The organism is Pseudovibrio denitrificans JCM 12308, from assembly GCF_001310815.1.
GTDB lineage: Bacteria > Pseudomonadota > Alphaproteobacteria > Rhizobiales > Stappiaceae > Pseudovibrio > Pseudovibrio denitrificans.
The window spans coordinates 19,795-42,544 of sequence record NZ_BAZK01000016.1; the positions used below are offsets into that span (position 1 = coordinate 19,795).

23 protein-coding genes, 1 tRNA gene, 2 pseudogenes and 1 riboswitch are annotated in these 22,750 nt (G+C 51.7%); of the genes and pseudogenes, 18 read left to right on the forward strand and 8 right to left on the reverse strand.

The window, feature by feature from the left end:
* Nucleotides 1–115: 115 nt before the first annotated feature.
* From JCM12308_RS19205 to JCM12308_RS19245, 9 genes and pseudogenes are all read left to right on the forward strand, one after another.
* On the forward strand, nt 116–2,386 hold the full coding sequence (locus JCM12308_RS19205) for a patatin-like protein (protein ID WP_208978774.1): 2,271 nt from the start codon (nt 116–118) through the stop codon (nt 2,384–2,386).
* Nucleotide 2,387: 1 nt separating this feature from the next.
* Entirely contained in the window at nt 2,388–2,510 is a 123-nt protein-coding gene (locus tag JCM12308_RS32480) for a hypothetical protein (protein ID WP_280138404.1), read from the forward strand.
* 53 nt (nt 2,511–2,563) lie between these two features.
* Nucleotides 2,564–2,943, forward strand: a pseudogene (gene crcB, locus JCM12308_RS19210) (fluoride efflux transporter CrcB).
* Nucleotides 2,944–3,125: 182 nt separating this feature from the next.
* Nucleotides 3,126–4,175, forward strand: coding sequence for an RluA family pseudouridine synthase (locus JCM12308_RS19220; protein ID WP_054784773.1), 1,050 nt, complete (start codon nt 3,126–3,128; stop codon nt 4,173–4,175).
* Nucleotides 4,176–4,203: 28 nt separating this feature from the next.
* Nucleotides 4,204–4,884, forward strand: a complete 681-nt coding sequence (locus tag JCM12308_RS19225) for an HAD-IA family hydrolase (protein ID WP_054784774.1) — start codon at nt 4,204–4,206, stop codon at nt 4,882–4,884.
* The gene (locus tag JCM12308_RS19230; RefSeq protein ID WP_054784775.1) at nt 4,884–5,678 is read left to right on the forward strand and encodes an ATP12 family chaperone protein; all 795 of its coding nucleotides are present in this window, start codon (nt 4,884–4,886) and stop codon (nt 5,676–5,678) included. Before JCM12308_RS19225 ends, JCM12308_RS19230 begins: the two co-directional genes overlap by 1 nt.
* Nucleotides 5,679–5,922: 244 nt before the next feature.
* Nucleotides 5,923–6,408: a bacterioferritin gene (bfr, locus tag JCM12308_RS19235; protein ID WP_008548065.1), complete on the forward strand. Its 486-nt coding sequence runs from the start codon at nt 5,923–5,925 to the stop codon at nt 6,406–6,408.
* Nucleotides 6,409–7,204: 796 nt separating this feature from the next.
* Nucleotides 7,205–7,690 carry a bacterioferritin gene (bfr, locus tag JCM12308_RS19240; protein WP_008547984.1) on the forward strand — a complete coding sequence of 162 codons (486 nt, stop codon included), beginning with the start codon at nt 7,205–7,207 and terminating at the stop codon, nt 7,688–7,690.
* Between the two features lie 173 nt (nt 7,691–7,863).
* The gene (locus JCM12308_RS19245) at nt 7,864–9,396 is read left to right on the forward strand and encodes an acyl-CoA carboxylase subunit beta (RefSeq protein ID WP_054784776.1); all 1,533 of its coding nucleotides are present in this window, start codon (nt 7,864–7,866) and stop codon (nt 9,394–9,396) included.
* A gap of 103 nt (nt 9,397–9,499) precedes the next feature.
* On the opposite strand, the gene JCM12308_RS19250 is transcribed toward JCM12308_RS19245, so the two are convergent.
* The 6 genes from JCM12308_RS19250 to folB form a co-directional block, all read right to left on the reverse strand.
* Nucleotides 9,500–9,799: a hypothetical protein gene (locus JCM12308_RS19250; RefSeq protein ID WP_014286284.1), complete on the reverse strand. Its 300-nt coding sequence runs from the start codon at nt 9,797–9,799 to the stop codon at nt 9,500–9,502.
* A gap of 117 nt (nt 9,800–9,916) precedes the next feature.
* The gene (locus JCM12308_RS19255; protein ID WP_008547387.1) at nt 9,917–10,207 is read right to left on the reverse strand and encodes a hypothetical protein; all 291 of its coding nucleotides are present in this window, start codon (nt 10,205–10,207) and stop codon (nt 9,917–9,919) included.
* Between the two features lie 117 nt (nt 10,208–10,324).
* Nucleotides 10,325–10,615 carry a hypothetical protein gene (locus JCM12308_RS19260; RefSeq protein ID WP_054784777.1) on the reverse strand — a complete coding sequence of 97 codons (291 nt, stop codon included), beginning with the start codon at nt 10,613–10,615 and terminating at the stop codon, nt 10,325–10,327.
* A 549-nt stretch (nt 10,616–11,164) separates the two neighbouring features.
* Nucleotides 11,165–11,485: a hypothetical protein gene (locus tag JCM12308_RS27905; protein WP_128647440.1), complete on the reverse strand. Its 321-nt coding sequence runs from the start codon at nt 11,483–11,485 to the stop codon at nt 11,165–11,167.
* 14 nt (nt 11,486–11,499) lie between these two features.
* The gene (locus JCM12308_RS19270; protein ID WP_008547936.1) at nt 11,500–11,802 is read right to left on the reverse strand and encodes a hypothetical protein; all 303 of its coding nucleotides are present in this window, start codon (nt 11,800–11,802) and stop codon (nt 11,500–11,502) included.
* Between the two features lie 138 nt (nt 11,803–11,940).
* Complete coding sequence (gene folB, locus JCM12308_RS19275; protein ID WP_054784779.1) at nt 11,941–12,321, reverse strand: dihydroneopterin aldolase; 381 nt, start codon at nt 12,319–12,321, stop codon at nt 11,941–11,943.
* Nucleotides 12,322–12,568: 247 nt separating this feature from the next.
* On the opposite strand from folB, the pseudogene JCM12308_RS19280 reads away from it, so the two are divergent.
* The 4 genes and pseudogenes from JCM12308_RS19280 to JCM12308_RS19295 all read left to right on the forward strand — a co-directional run bounded on the left by JCM12308_RS19280 (nt 12,569) and on the right by JCM12308_RS19295 (nt 17,034).
* Nucleotides 12,569–14,578 (forward strand): annotated as a pseudogene (locus tag JCM12308_RS19280) (acetyl-CoA carboxylase biotin carboxylase subunit).
* Between the two features lie 41 nt (nt 14,579–14,619).
* Complete coding sequence (locus tag JCM12308_RS19285) at nt 14,620–15,276, forward strand: HAD hydrolase-like protein (protein ID WP_174519204.1); 657 nt, start codon at nt 14,620–14,622, stop codon at nt 15,274–15,276.
* A 24-nt stretch (nt 15,277–15,300) separates the two neighbouring features.
* Nucleotides 15,301–15,723: a gamma-glutamylcyclotransferase family protein gene (locus tag JCM12308_RS19290; RefSeq protein ID WP_054784781.1), complete on the forward strand. Its 423-nt coding sequence runs from the start codon at nt 15,301–15,303 to the stop codon at nt 15,721–15,723.
* Nucleotides 15,724–15,850: 127 nt separating this feature from the next.
* Nucleotides 15,851–16,001, forward strand: a riboswitch (FMN riboswitch).
* Between the two features lie 133 nt (nt 16,002–16,134).
* On the forward strand, nt 16,135–17,034 hold the full coding sequence (locus JCM12308_RS19295; RefSeq protein ID WP_054784782.1) for a DMT family transporter: 900 nt from the start codon (nt 16,135–16,137) through the stop codon (nt 17,032–17,034).
* A gap of 45 nt (nt 17,035–17,079) precedes the next feature.
* Here JCM12308_RS19295 and JCM12308_RS19300 read toward each other — a convergent pair whose 3' ends face one another.
* Nucleotides 17,080–18,345: a hypothetical protein gene (locus JCM12308_RS19300; RefSeq protein ID WP_054784783.1), complete on the reverse strand. Its 1,266-nt coding sequence runs from the start codon at nt 18,343–18,345 to the stop codon at nt 17,080–17,082.
* Between the two features lie 160 nt (nt 18,346–18,505).
* Between JCM12308_RS19300 and JCM12308_RS19305 the strand changes: the two genes are divergently transcribed.
* Nucleotides 18,506–18,775, forward strand: coding sequence for an acylphosphatase (locus tag JCM12308_RS19305; RefSeq protein ID WP_014286274.1), 270 nt, complete (start codon nt 18,506–18,508; stop codon nt 18,773–18,775).
* Here JCM12308_RS19305 and lipB read toward each other — a convergent pair whose 3' ends face one another.
* The gene (gene lipB / locus JCM12308_RS19310) at nt 18,776–19,513 is read right to left on the reverse strand and encodes a lipoyl(octanoyl) transferase LipB (protein ID WP_054784784.1); all 738 of its coding nucleotides are present in this window, start codon (nt 19,511–19,513) and stop codon (nt 18,776–18,778) included.
* Nucleotides 19,514–19,656: 143 nt separating this feature from the next.
* Between lipB and JCM12308_RS19315 the strand changes: the two genes are divergently transcribed.
* From JCM12308_RS19315 to JCM12308_RS19330, 4 genes are all read left to right on the forward strand, one after another.
* On the forward strand, nt 19,657–19,923 hold the full coding sequence (locus JCM12308_RS19315) for a FliM/FliN family flagellar motor switch protein (protein ID WP_008547981.1): 267 nt from the start codon (nt 19,657–19,659) through the stop codon (nt 19,921–19,923).
* 180 nt (nt 19,924–20,103) lie between these two features.
* Nucleotides 20,104–20,190, forward strand: a tRNA-Leu gene (locus tag JCM12308_RS19320).
* A 392-nt stretch (nt 20,191–20,582) separates the two neighbouring features.
* Complete coding sequence (gene mgtE / locus JCM12308_RS19325; RefSeq protein WP_054784785.1) at nt 20,583–21,998, forward strand: magnesium transporter; 1,416 nt, start codon at nt 20,583–20,585, stop codon at nt 21,996–21,998.
* A 17-nt stretch (nt 21,999–22,015) separates the two neighbouring features.
* The gene (locus tag JCM12308_RS19330) at nt 22,016–22,441 is read left to right on the forward strand and encodes a VOC family protein (RefSeq protein ID WP_008547383.1); all 426 of its coding nucleotides are present in this window, start codon (nt 22,016–22,018) and stop codon (nt 22,439–22,441) included.
* The last annotated feature ends 309 nt before the right edge of the window (nt 22,442–22,750 follow it).

Here is a 22,750-nt window from a genome sequence, read left to right on the forward strand (position 1 = left end):
CCAAAAGCACTTTGCAGGCAAACACATAAACTACACGTAACTTTGTTTGGGTTTCCCGTTTGCAATCGGGCATCCTTCTTCGCACACTGACATGAAAGAGAATCTGGTGTGTGGAATGAGGCAGCTTGAACTGAGACTTGGACTGGTGCTGTATGGCGGGGTTTCGCTTGCCATTTACATGCACGGCGTTACTCGTGAGCTGCTCAACTTGCAACGTGCCTCCCATGCTTTGCACCAGTTTCGCCGTGACCGTGAGCGCGGTGTGGAGAGCGACGTTGAGCTGGAAGGCTCCGCGAAATCCTACTTCGATCTTCTGGAGAGTTTTGGCCCGCAGCTGGATCTGCGGGTTGTGATTGATGCTATCTCGGGTGCTTCTGCTGGTGGTGTCAATGCCATCATGCTGGCGCGGGCGCTGGCGCATGATCTTCCACTCAAGCACCATAGCGATTTGTGGCTGTCGCTTGCCGATGTGGACAAGCTGGCCAATGAAACCTCCGGGGTAAGCAAGCATGCCAAACGTGTGCTGGCGCCTATTCTGGATAAGCTGCTGGTGTTTCTTGGTACGGATGTTCCGCACAACAAAGAGACACGCACCAAGCTGCGGGATTTCATCAGCTCCCGCTGGTTTACGCCTCCGTTTTCAGGGGAACGTTACTCCGGTTGGCTGGTGGATGCTTGCCGTGCCATGGATGAGTACGATCGCGGTGAGACGTTGATCCCATTCGGTCAGCGGTTGGAGCTGTTTGTAACGCTGACGGATTTTCACGGTGTGTTGCGCCGGATTGCGCTGCATGATCCTGAGTTCATTGAGGAGCTGGATCACCGCCGGATCGTGAACTTCAATGCCATCCATCGCGTGTCCAGCGGGTTGCACAGCCAGATGAGTGCGGAGTTTATTCCTGATCTGGTGTTTGCTGCACGGGCGACCTCCAGCTTTCCCGGTGCTTTCCCGCCCATGAGTGCGGCGGAGATGGATGGAGTGTTGGAACGTCAGGGGCTGGAATGGAGTGGGCGGGAGGCATTCATGAAGAATGTGCTTCATGCCAATTGTGATGCGGAAGGGGAGCGAATTTTTATTGATGGCTCTCTGGTGATGAACAAGCCTTTTGAGCCTCTGATTGAATCTATCGCACAGCGACCGGCAGCGCGTGAGGTGGTGCGGCGACTGCTTTATCTGGATCCGTTACCGTTCTCTCATCGTGATGTTCCTACTGATCCTGAACCTCCGGGGTTCTTCAAGAGTATCTTTGCTTCACTTGCACATATTCCACGCAATGAGCCGATTGGTGATGAACTGCAGGAGATTGAGCAGATCAACATGAAGGTGCGGCGCATTCAGGAAGTGGCTGATGCAGCTCTGCCTATGGTGCGCCGAGAAGTACAGAGGCTGCTTGAAAAGCACGGCAGCTTGCCTGAAACAGAGGGCGATTTTTCTGTTGTGCGACAAGGGGCTGAGCTGAGTGCGATGGAGCAGTCTGGTTTTGCCAATGCGGGATATTTGCAGCTGCGACTGGGGCATCTTGCGCATCGTGTTGTTTCTTTGATCTCCAACCTTTCTGGAGTGCAGCAGGAAGGCTGTGTTGAGAAAGGGGCGGAGGTCGTTCAATGGTCCTGGGAGAGTGTGGAAGAGGTTGTGGTCAATGCGCTGACCTTTTCCAAGGAGGAAGACGGGGAAGCGCAGCGAGATCAGGCCAAGATCCTCAATGAGCTGAAGAGCCTCGATGTTGACTATCGTATTCGTCAGCTTCGCTTCCTGATTGAGCAGATTAACAAATTCTATCATCATGAAGAGATTGCGGGTTCTGTTGAGTTTGCCCGCCATCTGGATGTATTTAAACGCGAGCTGTATGGGCAGATTGCCAACTTACGGAACCGGTGGTCAGAGGAGTTTTATGGCACTGAGACCATTCATCTGGCCACACTGCTCAAAGAGCCGTCTCCACAGTTGGAGACTGTGCGCAAGGTGTTAGGTGTGCTCAGCTTGCGTATGGGGCTCTCTGATCTGGACAAGCTGACAGATTCCATTGTGTTTGAAGGCGTTGGCAAGCTTGGGGATCTGAAAGCCGCGCAAGGAATTTTGGAAGGGTATATCGGTTTCCCCTTCTTCGATACCAGCATGTTCCCGGTTCAACAGGCGCTTGATGCGTTTGAGCTGCGGAAGATTGAAGTGGGGCGGATCAGCCCTAAGGATGCGCAGCTGTTGAGCCCGGGTGGTATCGATCTGAAAGGGGCGCAGCTGCAGATGTTTGGCGCGTTCTTCAATCGGGGGTGGCGTGAGCATGACTATCTGTGGGGCCGACTGAATGCCGCTGAGCGTCTGGTGCGGTTGCTGCGTGATGTTTATCAGCAGTGCCACGGTTCAGCGTCCCATCGCTCCGGGGGATGATATGAACCTGCGGGCGATCTTTCTTGATATCCTTGAGGAGGAAGAGGGACATCTGGAGGATCATGCGGAGCTGGTGCAGGCATGCCGTGACAAGGTTGACGAGGTCTTCTCTAAGGGATGTTAGCTACACAGCACTTTGTACAAGACACACTCACCAAAATCCGATAGGGAAGAGGCATGAAAAATCTCATCCTGATTGCACTTGGCGGCGGGGCAGGAGCGGTTTGCCGGCATCTGGTTTCAATGGCCGGCCTACGTCTTCTGGGGCCTTCTTTTCCTTGGGGCACTGTCACCGTAAACATTCTTGGTTCTTTGCTGATGGGGATCTTTGTTGAGGTTCTCGCACAGCGTCTGAATGCTTCTTCTGACTGCGTTATCTGATTGCCACGGGTTTCCTTGGAGGCTTCACCACTTTCTCAACGTTCTCGCTGGATGTGGCGGTGTTGTGGGAGCGGGGCGAGCCGATTGCGACTGTTGCGTATGTGCTGGTTTCGGTGATCCTGTCTGTCTCGGCCTTGTTTGCTGGTCTTTACATCACGCGGCAGGTTCTCGCCTGATTTTGCAAGTTGGCGGCAAAAACTCATAGAAACTTGATGGTTTTTCGTTTTTGACGCGCTGAAACAGCGTGAAAGGCTTGCATGTTTGGGCGGCACCTGCCAAATGAGCGCCAACAGATTTAATAGGAACGGCTGGCGCACCCTTTGTGCTGCCGCCGCGATAAAGGTCAGGACCTTCACTCATGAGTGGCTCCCAGAAAAAAGCAGCGCCTCAGAACAAGGGTGGCAGCCCCGTCAAGATTGAGATGCGCCGCGTTGATGAAGACGACGCAGGCATCCGTCTGGACCGTTGGTTCAAAGAAAATTTCCCTGAACTTGGCTTTGGCCGTTTGCAGAAATTGCTGCGGACAAAACAGGTTCGTGTTGATGGCAAACGTGCTGAAGCTTCCACTCGTTTGGAAGCTGGTCAGGAAATCCGCATTCCACCTCTTGGTGTTGAGCTTGCTGCGGATGACCGCAAGAACGCAAAGCCACGTGCCCGTAAGCTGGTTGACAGTGATCGTGAAGCCATTGAGCAGATGATGCTCTTTGAAGATTCTCACGTCATGGTGCTGAACAAGCCTGCTGGCCTGGCCGTGCAGGGTGGCTCCGGTCTTAAGCGTCACGTGGATGGCATGCTGGACGCCTTCACCAACCAGAAAGGTGATAAGCCACGTCTGGTTCACCGTCTGGACCGTGAAACCTCTGGTATTCTGCTGGTTGCGAAGACCCGCCGTGCGGCGCAGGAGCTGACGAAAGCATTCCGTCACCGCAACACACGCAAGATCTACTGGGCGATGGTTGCTGGTGTGCCGAAGCCTCGTCAGGGCCGCATCTCGACTTATCTGGCACGTGACGAAGGTGAAGAGCGTATGCGCGTTGTCCGTCATGGGGATGATGAGGCGCAACACGCAGTCAGCCTTTACAACGTGGTTGAGCAGTCCGGTCAGAAGCTTTCATGGGTGACCCTGAAGCCCGTGACAGGTCGTACGCACCAGCTGCGCGCGCATTCAGCTCATATTGGTCATCCGATCATTGGTGATCCAAAATACTTCAACATTCAGAACTGGGAGCTGCCGGGCGGCATTCAGAACAAGCTGCACTTGCTGGCACGCCGGATTGTTATTCCGCATCCATCAGGCAATGGTGTGATTGATGTTTCTGCGCCTTTGCCACCGCATATGCAGCAGACCTGGAACTTGCTTGGTATGGATGTGAAGGACTATGATCCTGAAGTGAATGAACCAGAATAAGCAATAGCAAAATAACGGGCTGATCTTCATGTATCTCATTGTGTTCGACTGCGACGGCACGCTCGCGGATAGCCAGGACAATATCATGATTGGTTTTACCGCAGCATATCGCTCTGTCGATCTGCCGCTGCCATCGCGTGATGAGATTCTTGAAACGGTTGGTCTGACGCTGCATGTCGCCTTTGAAAAGCTGTTGGGCCGGAAAGATCCTGAGCTGATCGACAGAATGGTCAAAGGATACCAGCAGGTTGTTTGGGAAATGCGCTCCAAGGGCCGGGATTATGATCCGCTCTATGAGGGCGCAATTGAGGCTTTGAGGGAACTGGCGGACCGGGAAGACGTGCTTCTTGGTATCGCGACTGGCAAGCATTCCCGCGGAATGAAGCATCTGATCAGTTTGCATGAGCTGGAAGGTGTCTTCACCACGATGCAGACCGCGGATGTTGCGCCGTCCAAGCCGAACCCAGGCATGATTTTTCAGGCGATGAGCGAAACCGGCGTCGATCTTGAAAACACGATTATGATTGGTGATACGACCTTCGATATGCAGATGGCCCGCAATGCAGGCGTTAAATCTGTTGGGGTCACATGGGGTTACCACAGTGCTGAGGATGTGAAGAGCGCTGGGGCAACCTATGTCATCAATCACTTTAAGGAACTCATTCCGGTGCTGAGTGAGCACTTTAAGTGGAATAAGGAAATCGCATAATGCGTGACATTTTTGAGCAGATTGCAGATGACATTGCAAAAGGGCCTGTTGATGCTGTTCAGGCTGCACGTGAACACACAAAGCGGAACCTGCCGAAGCGGTTTTATGAGCGCGTCAGTGTTGAGTTGAAAGACGATGTTTTTGCTGTTTTGCTGGATGGTCGTTCCATCAAAACGCCTGGCCGAAATGCTCTGGTGTTCAAAGATGAAGTGATTGCGGAAGGTGTGGCTGCTGAATGGGAGCTGCAGGAAGAAGAGATTGATCCGGGTACAATGCCGCTAACCCGCATTGCCCATTCCGCGATTGATGCCGTTGAAGAAAAATTTGCCGAGGTTGCAGATGAGATCACCCGTTATGCCGGGAATGACCATCTCTGTTACCGTGCTGACTCTCCTGCTGAACTTGTTGGTCGTCAGACTGCGCAGTGGGATCCTGTTCTGAGTTGGGCAGAGAAGTTGCTTGGTGGTCGCTTCAAGTTGGTTGAAGGGATCATGCATGTTGCGCAGGATGAAGCTGTGACGGCAGCTTATCGTGCTGAGCTGGACAAGTATGACGCACTGCAGTTGGCTGCGATCCATACGGTGACATCCATTTGCGGCTCTGCTCTTCTGGCATTGGCTCTGGCCGAAAAAGAGTTTGATGCAGATGCTGTCTGGTCAGCTGCTCACGTGGATGAAGATTGGAACATCGAGCAGTGGGGACAGGACGAAGAGGCTGCCCGCATTCGTCGGTTCAAGAATGATGAGTTCAATGCTGCTGCTCTTATTCTGGTGGGAGCACCAGAAGAAAGCTAAGTGGTTTCTGATTGAGATCTGAACTCTAAAAGCGCAGTCAGTGGCTGCGCTTTTTTGTTGGGTGGCTTCTACTTATCGTAGAAAGAAATCAATAGTTTGTAGTATGTGGGTAATGGGATTTTAATTGCCGTGTTACTGTCGAATCTGTTCAACTGTGTGCTGCAGCCATCCGGCATAAGAATAATGTTTAAAACGACACATCGCCAAACACGGTCATAATCACAAAAATTGAGGAACTCCGCCGATGAAACATAATGAGAAAGTTATTGAGCGGCTTAACGAGGCTCTGAAGCTTGAGCTTGGTGCCGTCAATCAGTACTGGCTGCATTACCGCCTGCTGGATGACTGGGGCTTTGGCAAACTGGCGCAAAAGGAGCGTGAGGAATCCGTTGAAGAGATGGAACATGCGGACAAGCTGATTGAGCGCATCCTCTTCCTTGGTGGTCACCCAAACATGCAGACAGTTGGTGCGCTTAAGATCGGCACAAACCTGAAAGAAGTTCTGGAAGCTGATCTGGCTGGTGAACATGAAGCGCGTGAATCTTATAAGAAGAGCCGCGAGATCTGTGACGCCGAAGGCGACTATGTTTCCATGAAGCTGTTTGATGATCTGCTGGCAGATGAGGAAGGGCATATCGACTTCCTTGAAACACAGCTTGAGCTTCTTGAGAAGATTGGCGAGCAGCACTACGGTGCGCTGAATGCTAACTCGGCTGATGCGAGCGAATAATCGCGCTAACCGATTGTTTTGATTTGAAAGAGCTGCCCATTGGGTGGCTCTTTTTTGTTGGGTTAGAGTTGTTTTTCCAGCAAGAACTCGCAAAAAACTTATCCCCCTTCCCAAAATCTACCCTATCCTAACTCTCGTGCCCACGCATTCGGGCAGGAGTGGACCGCCCATTCCGTGGCGTGGGCGGGGTTGGGCTACCGCATGAGGTAACGTATCGTGTCGGGAGGTCCGGTGAAGCGCCATACCCTATTGAGACCACAGTGGTAGTAGGGAGCTTGGGGTCGTTCCGAAGGGCGTCCGGTGGTGGCAGGAAACTGCCGATGGTACAAAAGCGTATCAAAGATGCGCAGATGTGCCTGTCGCGTCTGTTCGAGAGGGAGCCCGCGTGTTCATGAGAAAAGGCCTGGGCGAGGCGAACAGCCAATGCCGAAGAAACATTTCTAACAAGTAGCGCAGGCAGAGCCTGTTCGCCTTGCTCCACCCGTTTTAGCGGGAACTCTAACTCTCCAACACCGCCTGTTACCAGCGCGGTGCTATAGGTGTTTTCGAGCGAACTGCCGAAAAGCGCTCCCAGTTTCCAATCAGAATACGCGTAAAGCAATAGTTTAAAGCTTGGCGCGTGAATTTAAATGAATGCGGCATGCTTTAGGCTTCATTAGGAACGATCGGGGATTTGGGTTGGCGGTGTGTTGGGCTGAACTATGTTTATGGGGTCAATACTCGTTTGGGGGACGGTTCTGAACGAGTTGCATTTTCATCTGCATTCCCAAAGGAGCAGTGCGCGCACTGAGATCTCATGAAAGCAAAAGACGGTGTCATTGAACGTTTGAACAAAGCCCTTTCCATGGAGCTCGGGGCTGTCAATCAATACTGGGTGCATTTCCGGCTTCTTGAAGATTGGGGCTACACAAAGCTTGGCAAGAAAGAGCGGGCCGAGTCGATTGAAGAAATGCAGCATGCTGACCGTTTGGTTGAGCGCATTGTGTTTTTGGAAGGTCATCCGAACCTGCAAACCATTGCTCCGCTGCGTATTGGCACATCTGTGAAAGAAGTGCTGGAGGCTGATCTGGCTGGAGAGCGTGAGGCGATTGAGTATTACAGCGAATCCCGTGTGTTCTGTGAGCAGCAAGGGGACTTCGTGACCATGGCACTTTTTGACAGTTTGCTGGCTGATGAAGAAGGACACTGCGATTTTCTTGAGACTCAGTTGGAGCTTCTTGAGCAAATAGGCGAAGAAAAATATGGATTGCTCAATGCGGGCAGTGCGGATGAGGCCGAGTGAGATTTGCTGATTTATCGGCAAAGAATGCTTGGTTTCCCAAGGGTTATGGCGTGTTGGGTTGAGGTGGTTCGTGGTTGCATCGTAAGAAGCTTCTCAATCCAACGGCTTACTAGTTTTTTTGCTTAGGGGCGTGTTAGGAGATAACTCAGTTAGATTGGGAGCTGAGATATCTTATGAAGGAAGTTCTAGCTGAATTAGAAAAAAGACGTGATGAAGCGCGGCTTGGTGGGGGACAGCGCCGAATTGATGCGCAGCATAAACGCGGAAAACTCACCGCACGAGAGCGCATTGAAATTCTGCTAGATGAAGGTTCCTTCGAAGAATTCGATATGTTCAAGCAGCACCGCTGTACCGAGTTTGGTATGGAGGAGACGCACTTCCCGGGTGATGGTGTTGTTGCTGGTTGGGGTACGGTTAATGGCCGTACGGTTTACCTCTTCTCAAAAGACTTCACGGTATTTGGTGGCTCGCTTTCTGAGACCCACGCAGAGAAAATCATGAAGATCCAGGATATGGCGCTGCAGAACCGCGCGCCGATCATTGGTATTTTCGATGCAGGTGGTGCTCGTATTCAGGAAGGTGTTGCGGCACTTGGTGGATACGGCGAAGTGTTCTGGCGCAATATTCAGGCGTCTGGTGTTATTCCGCAGATCTCCGTGATCATGGGGCCATGTGCTGGTGGTGATGTGTATTCCCCAGCGATGACCGATTTCATCTTCATGGTGCGCGATACCTCCTACATGTTTGTGACTGGTCCGGATGTTGTGAAGACCGTGACCAATGAGACTGTGACGGCTGAAGAGCTGGGCGGTGCGAGCATTCACACCACCAAGTCCTCCATTGCGGATGGTGCGTTTGATAACGACGTGGAAGCGCTGCTGCAGATCCGCCGTCTGGTGGATTATCTGCCGATGAACAATCAGGCGCCATTGCCTGAGCTATCCGTTTATGACGATCCGTCCCGATTGGATGAGAGCCTCAATACGCTGGTTCCGGATAATCCGAACAAGCCGTATGACATGCGGGAACTGATCCTGAAGACCGTGGATGAACGGGATTTCTTCGAGATTCAGGAAAGCTTTGCTGGAAACATCATCACAGGCTTTGGTCGTGTTGAAGGGCGTACCGTTGGAATCGTTGCCAACCAGCCGATGGTTCTTGCTGGCGTTCTGGACAGTGATGCGAGTCGTAAAGCTGCGCGTTTCGTGCGCTTCTGTGACTGCTTCAACATTCCGCTGGTTACCTTTGTGGATGTTCCGGGCTTCCTGCCGGGTACAGCGCAGGAATATGGCGGGTTGATCAAGCATGGCGCGAAACTGCTGTTTGCTTATGGTGAGGCGACTGTTCCGAAGATCACTGTGATCACACGTAAGGCTTACGGTGGTGCTTATGACGTGATGAGCTCCAAGCATATCCGTGGTGATGTGAACTACGCTTGGCCATCTGCTGAGATCGCTGTGATGGGCGCGAAAGGTGCGGTTGAGATCCTGTATCGCAATGAACTGGATGATCCTGAGAAGATTGCCGAGCGGACAAAGGATTATGAAGACCGGTTCGCGAACCCGTTTGTGGCTGCAGAGCGTGGGTACATTGATGAGGTGATCATGCCTCAGTCTACCCGGATGCGGATCTCTCGTGCGCTGGCAATGCTGCGGACCAAGAACCAGCAGATGCCATGGCGTAAGCACGACAATATTCCGCTCTAAGACAGAGCTTGTGATTTCTGAAAAATGAAAACCCCGGCCTTCGTGAAAAGGTCGGGGTTTTGTTGATAGGGGAGAGGGGGACTAACTTGAGGCGAGTTAGGTCTTAGTTTTCGTCGTTCTCAACCACACAGGTGTAACCGATGAGGGAATGGTTGGAATCTTTGGTCACAACGTAGGCGCGCTGTGTTTCTTCGTGTGGGCCACAGAAGGAGCCATTTGCAACGTAGCGATCGTAAAGACCTGGACCGGTTGCCAGAACGACTGCGCCTTTATCCTGAACCAGAGCTTTTACCTGGGAGCCTGTGAGGTCAGTTGTGCTTGTGAGGGGAACATTCATTGCCTGAGCAACGGAAGCAGCAGAAACGAGGCCGAGAACGGAAAGGGTTAGTGCGATCTTTTTCATTGTATTAGCTTTCGGTTTTTAATTCTTATGGGAACTTGGGGAGGAAAGGCCGGAGGCACAGCCTTTCCCTGGGGCTTTGTGATGGGCGTGCTTCTAACTTTGGGGCGAGTTAGAAAATCAGCTGTTTTTGTTGTCGACCACGCAGGTGTAACCAATGAGGGAATGGTTGGAGTCTTTGGTTACGACGTAAGCGCGTTCTGTTTCTTCGTGGGTTGCGCAATAGGAGGCGTTTGCAACGTAGCGATCATAGAGACCAGGGCCAGTTGACAGTACGATTGCGCCTTTGTCCTGAACGAGTGCCTTTGCTTCAGAAGCGGTCAGGTCACCAGTGTTGACCAGAGCTGCCTGAGCGATGGAAGCAGCGGAAACGAGGCCGAGAACGGAAAGGGTCAGAGCGATCTTTTTCATTGGGATTACTTTCTATTTTTACAATATGAGTTGTTTTTGAGAGGGAAAGACTGGGGAGGAACAGTCTTTCCCAAGGGGGGGATGGGGGAGCTCTCTAACTTGAGGCGGGTTAGAGGCTTAGTTGTCTCTGTTTTCAACTACGCAGGTGTAGCCGATGAGGGAGCTGTTGGAGTCTTTGGTTACGACGTAAGCGCGCTGTGTTTCTTCGTGGGAGGCACAATAAGAAGCATTTGCGACGTAGCGGTCGTAGAGGCCTGGACCGGTTGCGAGCACGATTGCGCCTTTGTCCTGAACGAGTGCCTTTGCTTCAGAAGTGGTCAGGTCACCTGTGTTAACCAGAGCTGCCTGAGCGATGGAAGCAGCAGAAACGAGGCCGAGTACGGAAAGGGTCAGAGCGATCTTTTTCATTTGTTTTACTTTCGAATTTATACAGTTTTGGTCATTGTTCAGAGGGAGAGACTGGGAGGAGCAGTCTTTCCGATGGGATTTTGCCGATCTTCATTATTATTTCGGCGCGTCTTTTGAATTTAGACTGATGGAAGGCAGTTTCTTGCCCTCTTACATCTTTCTGTCTTTAGTTGTTGTTCTCTTTATCAAGCTAATTTTTGAGTTTTTACTCTAAATCGTTTGCTTGGTGTGTGTTGTTGTTCGTTGATGATTGTATGTTTACTGGAATTTTTTGAGTAAGATGTGTTCTGAAACACAAAATTATCTTTTCGCAACTTTGAATTTTGGTCGGTAACGAATTCGTGTCTTCGTGTTCTTGGGGATTACTTGCATGTCTGTGATCAAGCTCACACTTTTGCTTGTGGGTGGTGCAAAAAAGTTGTCGCAACCACATGTTGGTGGCGTGCGGGGTGTGTCTGGCAAGTTTGGGGATGTGGATTATGGATTCGACAGCATTAGAAGAGGGGCGGGAAAGCCGCCTCTTTTCCATGTGCGGATGTTTTGCCGTTCTTAATCGAAGATGTCGGAGCCGAAGGGGCCTTCACCGCTGTTGTAGCCGGGTTCACATGAATAGCCGATGAAGCAGCGTTTCTGATCCTTGGTGGGAACCCATCGGCTCATTAAGCGCTCATAGGGTTGGCAGAATTGTAAGCCTGCTACAAACCGATCGTAAGTTCGGGCACCAGTGCTTAATACGATGCCGCCAGCTCGCTGAACAACTGAGCGGGCTTCCAGGCAGGACATTTGGCGCGTGTCTGGGCGGGCAAATGCAGTGGTGGAAGCTATAAGGGCCAGAGTGCTCGTTAATACGAGTAGGGTCGATGTTCTCATAGCTTCCTCCTTCTTTACTGGTTCTGCCGTGTGCGTGGTGAACAGCGATAACCGATCTGGCAGGCGTTGCTATCTTTGGTCGGAGCCCACTCCCGGCGCAGGACTTCATTATGTAGGCAGTATCTGATGTCACTGACAAAACGCTCATAGGTGCGTGGCCCTGTGGTCAGGACAACGCCACCTCGGCTGTTGACCAGCTGTTTAGCTTGTTCACATGTCAGGTTGCGGGCATCCGGTCTGGCCTGTGCGTTGGCTGAGCCTACCCACATCAGGGTTATGAGGCTACCGGCAATAATAGTGGCGGAGGCATTTCGCATGGGGTCTTTTGCCTTACAAAGCAGATAAAGAGAGGCTGATAATCAAGCCGCGTTCCATCCGTTTTGCAGGCAAAAGCCCAAAACTGCGAGTATCAAGGTGAGCCGTGGTTAGCCGGCTCTAAAGAAGAAATGACTGATTTAACCGTTTGCGGCAGGGCGGGCGCGGGTAACTTCTACACCAAAGCCACCGGTATGAACGGGCACCGGAGCAGATGGCTTGTTCACTTTGACAGTGATTTTGGAGATTCGCACATCCATAGCGAACACTGCTTCGCAAATGGCTCCTGCAAGGCGTTCCAGCAGGTTAAAGCGGGAGTTGGTCACAACATCCTCTACTGTTTTGGCCAGTGTGCCGTAGCAGATGGTGTCTTCATAATCGTCTGAAACGGTTGCGTTTTCAAAGTCTGCCCAACAGGTGAGGTCGATGATAAAGCGTTGACCCAACTTGGCTTCTTCATCATGCAGGCCGTGGAATGCAAAGAATGACAGGCCTTCCAGAAATATCTTGTTTTCATTCATTGTTTGGCTCCTGAGGGGATCTTTACTGTTGGGAATCTGTGTTGCCAGAGCTGTCGCAGAAATACAACGCCTTTCCTTGGAAAATGCGCTGCATATAGATGAAAGAGCAGTTCAATTTGCGATTTGATAGCATCTATTGCCCTACGAAAGTGCGATGGTTCTTCGCCCTATTGTGAGGTTGCGGAAGTGCGTAGAGATGCCTACAACCCTGCACTGTAAATAAAGAAGGTGTGTATGTGGGATGGGCATGTTTTCAAAGATTCTGATCGCAAACCGTGGGGAAATCGCTTGCCGTGTTATCAAAACGGCGAGATCGATGGGGATCAAAACGGTTGCTGTTTACTCTGATGCGGACCGGGATGCGCTTCATGTGGAGATGGCTGATGAGGCTGTTCACATTGGTGAGCCGGCTGCAGCCAAATCATACCTCGTAATCGACAAAATTATTGATGCATGCAAACAGACCGGCGCTGAAGCTGTTCATCCGGGCTATGGCTTCCTTTCCGAGCGCGCAGAGTTTTGCGAGCGCTTGAAGCAGGAAGGTATTGTCTTTATCGGACCAAACCCGAAAGCAATTGAGGTGATGGGAGACAAAATCACCTCTAAGCGCTTTGCCGCTGATGCTAATGTTTCTACCGTGCCAGGCTACATGGGCCTGATTGAAACCCCGGAAGATGCCAAGCGCATTGCCTCTGAAATCGGATATCCGGTGATGATCAAGCCTCCGCCGGTGGTGGTGGTAAAGGCATGCGTATCGCCTGGAACGATGAAGAAGCCATGGATGGCTTTGATCGCGCCAAGTCAGAAGCTGTCAGCTCCTTCGGTGATGATCGTATCTTTATTGAAAAGTTCATCGAAAACCCGCGCCACATTGAAATTCAGGTGATGGGCGACAAGCATGGCAATGCGATCTATCTGGGCGAGCGTGAATGTTCTATTCAGCGCCGTAACCAGAAAGTCATCGAAGAAGCGCCGTCTCCGTTGCTGGATGAGGAAACTCGTCGCAAGATGGGTGAGCAGGCCGTTGCTCTGGCCAAGGCTGTAGACTACGACAGTGCTGGTACTGTTGAGTTTGTGGCAGGGCAGGACAAGAGCTTCTATTTCCTTGAAATGAACACCCGCCTGCAGGTTGAGCATCCGGTGACAGAACTGATCACCGGCGTAGATCTTGTTGAGCAGATGATCCGTGTTGCTGCTGGGGAAGAGCTCTCCATCAAACAAGATGAGGTGAAGCTGAACGGTTGGTCAGTTGAAAGCCGCATTTATGCGGAAGATCCTTACCGTAACTTCCTGCCGTCTATTGGTCGTCTGACACGTTATCGTCCACCTGTTGAAGGTGAGCATGACGGTTATGTGGTTCGTAATGACACTGGTGTTGTTGAAGGCTCCGAGATCTCCATGTTCTACGATCCTATGATCGCGAAACTGGTGACTTATGCGCCGACCCGTGCAGAAGCCATTGAGGGAATGAGCACTGCGCTTGATGAGTTCCAGGTGGACGGCATTCAGCACAACGTACCGTTCCTTGCATCCTTGATGAAGCACCCACGCTGGCGTTCTGGCCAACTGGCTACGAGCTTTATTGCTGATGAATATCCGGATGGTTTTGAGCCAGCAACACCAGATGCGGAAGCCCGCAGTGTGTTGGCGTCTGTAGCGCTTTCCATGCATCTGATTGAGCGTGAGCGTCTGGATCATCTGCCGGGCCGTCTGCGTCCGCATCATGCGGTGTGCGCCGTGAGTGGGGTGTGCTGATCAATGGTGAAAAGCTGGACGCTGAGCTGATTGAAGGCATGGCTGTTACGCCGCTTGATATCGATGTTTGTGTCGAAGGCAGTCCACGTGCCCGTATCGCTTCTTCCTGGGTTCCTGGTGACATGCTCTGGAAAGGGCAGGTTGGTGAGCGCAATGTGAGTGTTCAGGTGCGTCCGGTTGAAAACGGCTACCAGCTGGACTGGCAGGGCTATTCAGTTGTTGCCAAGGTGATGACACCTCGTAATGCTGAACTTGCTTCTCTAATGCCTGAGAAGGTTGCTCCGGATACATCCAACCTGCTGCTCTGCCCAATGCCGGGTCTTGTTGTCTCGCTTCATGTAGAAGAGGGGCAGGAAGTGAAAGCTGGTGAGCAGCTGGCGATTGTTGAAGCCATGAAAATGGAAAATGTGCTTCGGGCAGAACGCGATTGTGTGGTAAGCGCTATCAAGCTGCACCGGGCGACAGTCTGGCGGTTGATGCCGTTATCATGGAATTTGAATAAGGAGTTGGCGCGAAGCCAATTCCTATATTGAGGATTTGGCTTTGCGCACTCTGCTTTTTGATCTGGATGGAACGCTGACAGACCCTTTTGTCGGCATTGTAACGAGCGTTCAGTATGCGCTTGAAAAGCTTGGCCGCGATGTTCCTCCAGCTAAAGACCTCGCCTTTATTATCGGCCCTCCTCTTACAGAAACGTTCCGCCAGCTTCTGAATACAGAAGATGAAGAGCTGATCCTTGAGTGCATTCGCTTGTATCGGGAGCGTTTTACGACTGTCGGTCTTTACGAAAACGAGCGCTATGAGGGGATTATTGAACTCCTTCAGGCTGCCAAAGACCGTGGAGATCGCCTGTTCGTTTGCACTTCCAAGCCTTGGGTTTACGCTGAAAAGATCATTGCTCATTTTGAGATGGATGGTCTGTTTGAAAAGACCTATGGCTGCGAGCTGGATATGACCCGCGGCAACAAAGTGGATTTGCTTGCTTACTTGCTGGAACAGGAAAGTCTGGATGCATCTCATTGCATTATGATTGGTGATCGCAAGCATGATATTATTGCTGCGAAGGAAAATGGTGTGGAGTCTATCGGTGTGCTCTGGGGCTATGGTTCTGAAGAAGAGATGGCTGATTGCGGTGCTGACACTGTTGTGTCCTCTCGTGAAGAGTTGGCTGCTCACCTTGCCGACACCCTTGTTGCCTGATCTTTTTTGTTATGAGTTGAACTGATGCCGATTTACTTTGCTTATGGCCGTCTGATGAACCCGAAGATCATGGCAAGCCGCTGCCCGCAGGCCAAACCGCTGGGGCCAGCTTCCATGGATGGCTATCGCTTTATCATCACTACTGAAGGTGTCCCTTCCATGGTGAAGGCTCCAGGCAAGCGCGTGCATGGTGTCTTGTGGGATTGCCGTATCGGTGATGTGACCGTTGTTGATGGAGCTGAGGCGCTTTTCCGCAAAGGGCTCGACAAAGTCTTCCTTCCCGTGCGCAGTGGCGGGCAGAACAAGTCAGCGATCATCTACCTGAGCCGGACTGCCAACACTGGGAAGCCGCACGCCAAAGCGTGGGAAGGTGTGATGGAAGCAGCAGAGCACTGGGATTTCCCAGAGACTTATCGTGATGAACTGCGAAAGTGGGATCTGCGCTAGAGTTTGCAAACTGTAAAAGGGGCATTTGTGGGTGACAGATCGTTCACAAATGTGTTTTCAGTTAGACTGAAAGACAACTCGCAATTTCCTGAGAATCTGTTAGAAAACAAGTCTCCCAAAGTTGGGAGATAATTCTCAGGGCGGGGTGAAATTCCCTACCGGTGGTGATTGTCCTTAGGGGCATAAGTCCGCGAGCGCCTTCTTTGTATTGGGAAGGGTCAGCAGGTCCGGTGAGATTCCGGGACCGACGGTTATAGTCCGGATGGAAGAGAATGTAGGTGAGGGGTGTTCTGATGAACGCTGTTTGCTTGCGCGTCCTGATTCAATGAAACTTGGCGGTTTGCCGTCCTTTGGATCAGAAAGATTTCTTATGTTTAATCTGTTTTTGAATAGTGATTACGAGGTGCGTGTATGAGTACATCACGCAGTTCAACACGTGCGTCTGCTGCTGTTGTGGGCGCAAGCTGGATGGTGTTTGCTGGTGCCGCGTTTGCGGTGACCAACTCTGCCATGCAGTATCTAACCATGGTGCAGGGGCTGAGCTCCACCAGTGCAACCTTCTGGCAGTATCTGATTTCGCTTGTTGCTATGGTGCCGGTGATCTGGCGTATTGGTGTCGATGGCTTGCACACCGAGCAACTGGCTCTTCACCTCTTCCGCGTTTTTCTGGCTGCGCTGGGCGTGCAGTTCTGGGTTGCTGGTTTGGCAAATGGTGTGCCGATCTGGCAGGGCATCGCACTTTTGATGACGTCCCCGTTCTTCGTGACGATTGGTGCCGCTGTTTTCTTGCGTGAAAAAGCGAGCGGGCAGCGCTGGGTTGCGACGGCTGTTGGCTTTGTGGGCGGCATGATCATTCTCAGCCCGTGGGATGAAGCGTTCCAGCTGGTTACATTCCTGCCAATTATCGCCGCGCTGCTATGGGGTTCTTCCATCCTCTGCATGAAAAAGCTGGAAGAAAGTGAAAGTCCTCAGTCGGTTACGCTCTATCTGCTTCTGCTGCTGACGCCAGTTAATCTGGTTCTGGCGCTGCTGGCTCCAGGTGGTCTCTCAATACCTGAAGGCATGAACATGTGGTGGTTGATCATTCTGGCAGGGCTGCTGGGTGCGATTGCACAGGGCTCGCTGGCGATGGCCTATGAGAAGGTGGACGCGGCTTACCTCCAGCCGTTTGATCATCTGAAATTGCCGCTCAATGTTCTTTGTGGCTTCATCGTCTTCAGCTGGGTGCCTCCGGGCAACTTGTGGCTGGGAGCAGCGCTGATCATCGGCGCGTCGCTGTACATTGTGCATGTGGAGCGCGAGCGAAACTAATCAGAAAGCCCGGCCAAGTTGCCGGGCTTTTCTTTTGTTTATGAGCTAGTTGAACCAGACAGCGAACGCACCGAAGTTTCTGCTTAAAGGGCGGCTTAAGGTGCGCATGAAGTCACCATCCCAGACTTCACCTTGCTCGATGTAATTCACGGCGTTTGGTCCGGTGATGAAGAGAACAAGGTCGAAGCTCTCTGCTGTGTCAAAGAACGACTTCATATTGATCCCGCCGTCAAACACCATGTGAGGGATCAACACTTCACCATTCAGCACTTTTTCTGAGGTTTTCACTGCTTCCAGCCAGCTGTCGATGGTTTGCTGTGTGACTGGGAGAGCCTGAAACGGGCTGGTCTGGTTAGGGTTGGGGAGCCATTCGTGGTCGTTGTCGGTTTCCTTCTGAATGAGCTCCCAGGTTTCATAGTTCAGTTGCATAACCTGCAGAAGGTTCTGACGGGTCGCTTTGAGGCGATCGGGGTTCTCTACAGTCCAGTTGATGGAGTGCAGGAAGGTGATTGGAGTGGCGAGTGCGCCCAAATCGCGTGGACCGCCTGCTTTTCCTTTTTCCTGCAGCTGTTTGCCATAGGTGGTGGCGTCTGGGCCAAAGACGCTATGGAACGTCATGTCATAGGTGCTCTCATAATCGAATGCGAGCAGGAAATTGCCTACTGACATGAGGAGGTTAGAGTAGCCTTGCAGCCACTTTGCGTCTGCCCGATCAAAGGTGATAGGAAACCTTGTTGTATCATCCTCAAGTGTGAATGGGCTGCCTCTGGAAAGGCTTGAGAGGATTTCTGCGAGGTTTTCGTAGGGTTCAACGGTGCCGCTGTTGTCAGCATCTAGATTGATCTTCAGAAGGTCAACTTGCAGTTTGACTGGTTGATCAGAGATGCCTGCCAGAGTGTCGTTGGCTTCTTTCAGCTGAGCGACGAACCGTTCCAGCATCTCCCGCGTTTTTTGATAGGTAACCGGCTCTGGGGTTGGATTAGGAGCGACTGGAACGCGGAAAATCGGGAGGAATGCGCGTAGGCTTCTGTTCGGGGAGGTATTTCCTGCACCGTATTTGTAAAGATCCTGCTGCAGGCCTTGAAGGGCGTTCAGAAATTGCAGGGCGCCTAAAGCGAGTTTGGCCTGATTGTTTTCAGGGTTCTGTGCAGTGTTTTTGCTGAATGTGGCAATGCCGGTCTGGTAGTCCGCTGTCTCGATGATCGCATTGAAATCGCTGGTATAATCAGTCTGTGAGAGGGCTTGCGTCGGTAGAAGTACTGTGGCTGCGGATAAAGAAAGTGCAGTCAGGCGGGATTTGAGAAAATTCAAAAAATCTCTCCTAAAGGTCTACCTATTAGATATGGGAATTGATGTTTTTTTTATGGCTTGCAATCTAAGGCTGTGGTGAGACTGAGCAGTGTTGCCGGTTTTATCGTCTGAAACGAAAAAGCTTTGTTTGTGAAGGCTTTAAGCGCACCGGGAGATAGCAATGAAGACCACACACTTTTCCATCACGGGATTGGTGCAGGGTGTTGGCTATCGGGCCTGGCTTTATAAAAAGGCCGGGATGCTGGGTGTTTCGGGCTGGTGCAAGAACAATGAAGACGGATCAGTGGAGGCAGTTGTTACCGGTGATCCGGAAAAGGTAGATGCCTTGCTGATGGCTGTTCAGCAAGGCCCTGTTGGTGCAGAAGTTGAAGCGGTCACACTTTTGGGCGAAGCCCCGGAAGAGAAGGGCTCGTTCCGCATCGAGTACTAGTTATTCACCCTCTGGCTTTTGCGCCAGACCGGATGGACCGATGGAATGCGTAGGGCCGAAGATCTCTTCGAACTGCTCACGCAGAATGATATCCACCTCAGGCATCGTGAGCGGCAGGCCCAGATCAACGAAGCTGGTGACGCCATGCTTTTGCACGCCGCAGGGGACAATGCCGGTGAAGTGTTCCAGGTCAGGGTCTACATTCAAAGAGATGCCGTGGAATGTTACCCACTTGCGCAGGCGGATGCCGATGGCTGCGATCTTGTCTTCAACATCCTTGCCCTTTTCCGGGCGCTGAACCCAGACGCCAACGCGATCTTCCCGTCTTTCCCCGCGTACGTGGTGTTGCCACAGGGTGTCGATGAGCCACTGTTCAAGGGCAGCTACGAACGCGCGCACGTCTTGCTGGCGGCGCTTCAAATCGAGCATAACATAAGCAACACGTTGTCCCGGACCGTGATAAGTATACTGCCCTCCGCGGCCCGTTTCATAAACCGGGAAGCGATCTTTGGCGATCAGGTCAACAGGATCAGCGCTGGTACCAGCGGTATAAAGAGGCGGATGCTCCAGAAGCCAGACGCGTTCGTTGGCTTCGCCAGCGGCGATTGCGGCAACGCGCTCTTCCATTTCTTTCTGTGCAACTTCATAGGGGATCAGCTCGTCATCGATCACCCATTCAACAGGGGGAGATCCTTCTAAGGGGAAGAAGTCTGTTTTAAGGGTTTGACGATCAGCCATGTTGTTATCCCAAAATGATCTGCGGATTTCGGTTAGTTGGTTTGCCCTAATGAGATGTAAGCGTCTACACTAAAAATAACAGGGCACCAACTCACAGAGTAGGGACTGGTGCATTTTATTCCCTCTGATGGAGCAGGACAGAGATGAACAGGTTCGATGATATCTCCGTCGATATTTCGGTGGTGCTGGGTAAATCTGAAATGCCAGTGCACCAGTTGTTGCGCATGGGACGTGGAGCGGTGATTGAGCTGGACACCCATGAAGCGGATGATGTGACGATTTTGGCAAACAATACACCAGTGGCCGAAGGGCAGGTGACTGTGGTTGGCGATAAAGTTGGCATTGTTATTACAAAGGTTCTGCAGCGTGCTGTGGAAATGCGGCCCGTAAACATGGAAGATCGCATCTGAAATATCGCGTGCAGTGGATAAGTCCCCGTCCAAAAGAGGTTTTTTCGATTTTTTTCCTCTGCACTGTGAATTTTTGAAAAAGGGTACTTGCGCAGGTTCGAGGGGTTGGCTATATCACCGCTCACCGGCCGACGGGGCGAGGCAAACAAGCCAGACACTCCAACGGCAAGCCAAGGTTTTGCGGCCGTGGCGGAATTGGTAGACGCGCAGCGTTGAGGTCGCTGTGGGGTAACTCCCGTGGAAGTTCGAGTCTTCTCGGCCGCACCAAAAGCCCCGAGCTCTTTTAAGAGCCGGGGTTTTTTGCTATCTAAGCCTCTGTTTTTTCTCAGTATATAAAAATGCAGGATCGCTTTATCAGGCGAGGGATCATGTGTTTTGCGTTGGTTTGCGTTTTTGTGCGTCTGCTTGCGTTTTTTATGGTTTGGGTGCGTTCTTATGTTTCCTCTGGATTTCCTGAAGGGCGCACGGGCCTACCCCAAAAAGAACGCAGTTTGATGTAAATCGTGAATTCTTCGCAAAAGGATTGCACGGTCAGAGAAGGTCGCTATAAACACAAACCTGTGCACAGGGACCTTGGTACCAGAGGCATTTCAATTTTCAGCAATACTGAAGGACGATGCTCACGTTAAGCATTTGACTGAACAACCAGTGGAGGTCTCGTGACCCAATCGGAAAATCCCGGTGCGCTTCATGCTGCGCCCCCTCCACCACATGTTCGAGATGCCAGTGGACACCTTGATACGGACTTTGTAACGCGCGTTGAAGAAGCTCTTGATACGCGTGATGCTGCTGTTGTGCGCGAGCTGGCGGGTAATCTGCACGAAGCGGATATGGGTGACCTGCTGGAGATGCTGCGCGAGGATGATCGCGTTCTTCTTATTCAGCTGCTGGGTGAAGAGTTTGACTTCGCCGCTTTGACCGAAACCGAAGAGCCTGTGCGTGCGCAGGTTTTGGATGCATTGCCGGATGGGGATGTTGTTGAGGGCATTGGCGAGCTTGAGTCCGATGATGCGGTTTATCTGCTTGAGGACATGGAGCAGGAAGAGCAGGAGAAGATCCTTGCTCAGCTGCCCAATGTGGATCAGGTTCAGATTAAGCGGGCGCTTGAATTTCCTGAAGATTCTGCTGGTCGTATTGTTCAGACTGACTTTATTGCGGTGCCACCCTTCTGGACAGTGGGGCAGGTGATTGACCATCTGCGCAGCTCCAAAGATCTGCCTGACAGCTTCTATGAGCTTTATGTGGTTGATCCGGGGTTCCGCCTGTTGGGTGCTGTGGCGCTGGACCGGTTGCTGCGCACCAAACGCTCCAGGAAGATCTCCAAGATTATGGAGGAGACCCGCCATTCTGTTCTGGTGACTGATGATCAGGAAGATGTGGCGCGCTTGTTTGAGCGCTATAACCTCGTTTCTGTTGCTGTGACCGACACCTCCGAGCGCTTGGTTGGTATTGTGACGGTTGATGACATCGTTGACGTCATTCAAGAAGAGGCTGAGGAAGACATGTTGGCGATGGCTGGTGTGGGTGATGAGGAGATCTCTGACAGCGTTCTGGAGATTGCCAGATCTCGCATTTCCTGGCTCTCGGTGAATGTGTTCACCGCCATTTTTGCTGCGTTTGTTATCTCTATTTTCTCGGCCACCATTGAGCAGATGGTGGCGCTGGCTGTGTTGATGCCGATTGTGGCGTCCATGGGAGGGAACTCTGGAACGCAGACCATGGCCGTTACCGTGCGCGCGATTGCCACTCAGGAGCTGAACAGGCGTAACATCCTCAGGGTTTTACGGCGTGAGCTGTTGGTGGGCATCATCAACGGTGTGGGCCTTGGAGTACTGATTGGTGCTATTGCGGGGGGCTGGTTCCTCAACCCAGAACTTGGGGTGGTTATTGGCAGTGCAGTTCTGATTAACTCTATCTGCGCTGGTTTGTTTGGATTGCTGGTTCCAATGGGCTTAGAGAAAATTGGAGTGGATCCTGCCATTGCTTCTTCAGTTTTTGTGACCACCATAACGGACGTTGTTGGCTTCTTTACATTTTTGTTCCTGGCTGCATGGTGGTTCGGTCTGCCGTTTTAGCCAATCAGGAGGTTAGAATGGATGCACCGGGTATCAATGGAATTGTCGAAACTGCTGTTTATGTTGATAATTTTGCCGAGTCGCATCAGTTCTACGGCGACCTTTTAGGGCTGAACCGTGTCGTTGAGGGGGAGCGTATGCATGGCTATGACGCGGGCCCCAACCAGATGCTTCTGGTCTTCCGGCGCGATGTGTGTGGTGATGATGTAGACAGCCCTTTCGGTATGGTTCCCGGACACAGCACGAGTGGGCCTTCGCATTTCGCCTTCGCCATTTCCCGCAGTTCTTTGATTGAGTGGCGGGAGTATCTGGAAGACAAAAAGATCCCGATCAGCAGTGAAGTTCGTTGGCCGCAAGGCGGGGTGAGCCTGTTCTTTCATGACCCCTTTGGCAATGTGGTGGAGCTGGCCACACCGGGTCTCTGGCCGAACTATCAGGATTAATCGTAACTCGCTTTCTGGCGATACTTTCCTACGCTCTTGGCTGAAAAGATTTTGTCCGCGATGAAGGCTCTTTGTGTAGTGCCAGTTTTAAGAATGGTGCGTGAGGGTTTTGTCGAAAGACAGAGTTTTAGTCAAGAGTACAAGATCATAAATAGAAATAGGTTAAGTCAGGCCCGTGGGTTTTACGTCTTTCAATTTTACAGAACTGTCCTCTAGAGTGACTTCTCAATAAACAATTGCTGCAAATGCCGAAAACTTAAGACTATCGCCATATGAGCTATGAAGTGAGTATGAGGCGGTGGTATCGCT

Bases quoted from the DNA above. Each gene is read 5' to 3' on its own strand.
- JCM12308_RS19230 (WP_054784775.1), top strand. From the start codon at position 4,884: ATGCGTGACATTTTTGAGCAGATTGCAGATGACATTGCAAAAGGGCCT.
- JCM12308_RS19205 (WP_208978774.1), top strand. From the start codon at position 116: ATGAGGCAGCTTGAACTGAGACTTGGACTGGTGCTGTATGGCGGGGTT.
- JCM12308_RS19270 (WP_008547936.1), bottom strand. From the start codon at position 11,802: ATGCGAAATGCCTCCGCCACTATTATTGCCGGTAGCCTCATAACCCTG.
- bfr (WP_008548065.1), top strand. From the start codon at position 5,923: ATGAAACATAATGAGAAAGTTATTGAGCGGCTTAACGAGGCTCTGAAG.
- JCM12308_RS19225 (WP_054784774.1), top strand. From the start codon at position 4,204: ATGTATCTCATTGTGTTCGACTGCGACGGCACGCTCGCGGATAGCCAG.
- JCM12308_RS19305 (WP_014286274.1), top strand. From the start codon at position 18,506: ATGAAGACCACACACTTTTCCATCACGGGATTGGTGCAGGGTGTTGGC.
- JCM12308_RS19290 (WP_054784781.1), top strand. From the start codon at position 15,301: ATGCCGATTTACTTTGCTTATGGCCGTCTGATGAACCCGAAGATCATG.
- bfr (WP_008547984.1), top strand. From the start codon at position 7,205: ATGAAAGCAAAAGACGGTGTCATTGAACGTTTGAACAAAGCCCTTTCC.
- JCM12308_RS19260 (WP_054784777.1), bottom strand. From the start codon at position 10,615: ATGAAAAAGATCGCTCTGACCCTTTCCGTACTCGGCCTCGTTTCTGCT.
- JCM12308_RS19255 (WP_008547387.1), bottom strand. From the start codon at position 10,207: ATGAAAAAGATCGCTCTGACCCTTTCCGTTCTCGGCCTCGTTTCCGCT.
- JCM12308_RS27905 (WP_128647440.1), bottom strand. From the start codon at position 11,485: ATGAGAACATCGACCCTACTCGTATTAACGAGCACTCTGGCCCTTATA.
- JCM12308_RS19220 (WP_054784773.1), top strand. From the start codon at position 3,126: ATGAGTGGCTCCCAGAAAAAAGCAGCGCCTCAGAACAAGGGTGGCAGC.
- JCM12308_RS32480 (WP_280138404.1), top strand. From the start codon at position 2,388: ATGAACCTGCGGGCGATCTTTCTTGATATCCTTGAGGAGGAAGAGGGA.
- JCM12308_RS19245 (WP_054784776.1), top strand. From the start codon at position 7,864: ATGAAGGAAGTTCTAGCTGAATTAGAAAAAAGACGTGATGAAGCGCGG.
- JCM12308_RS19250 (WP_014286284.1), bottom strand. From the start codon at position 9,799: ATGAAAAAGATCGCACTAACCCTTTCCGTTCTCGGCCTCGTTTCTGCT.
- JCM12308_RS19330 (WP_008547383.1), top strand. From the start codon at position 22,016: ATGGATGCACCGGGTATCAATGGAATTGTCGAAACTGCTGTTTATGTT.
- JCM12308_RS19315 (WP_008547981.1), top strand. From the start codon at position 19,657: ATGAACAGGTTCGATGATATCTCCGTCGATATTTCGGTGGTGCTGGGT.
- folB (WP_054784779.1), bottom strand. From the start codon at position 12,321: ATGAATGAAAACAAGATATTTCTGGAAGGCCTGTCATTCTTTGCATTC.
- lipB (WP_054784784.1), bottom strand. From the start codon at position 19,513: ATGGCTGATCGTCAAACCCTTAAAACAGACTTCTTCCCCTTAGAAGGA.
- JCM12308_RS19295 (WP_054784782.1), top strand. From the start codon at position 16,135: ATGAGTACATCACGCAGTTCAACACGTGCGTCTGCTGCTGTTGTGGGC.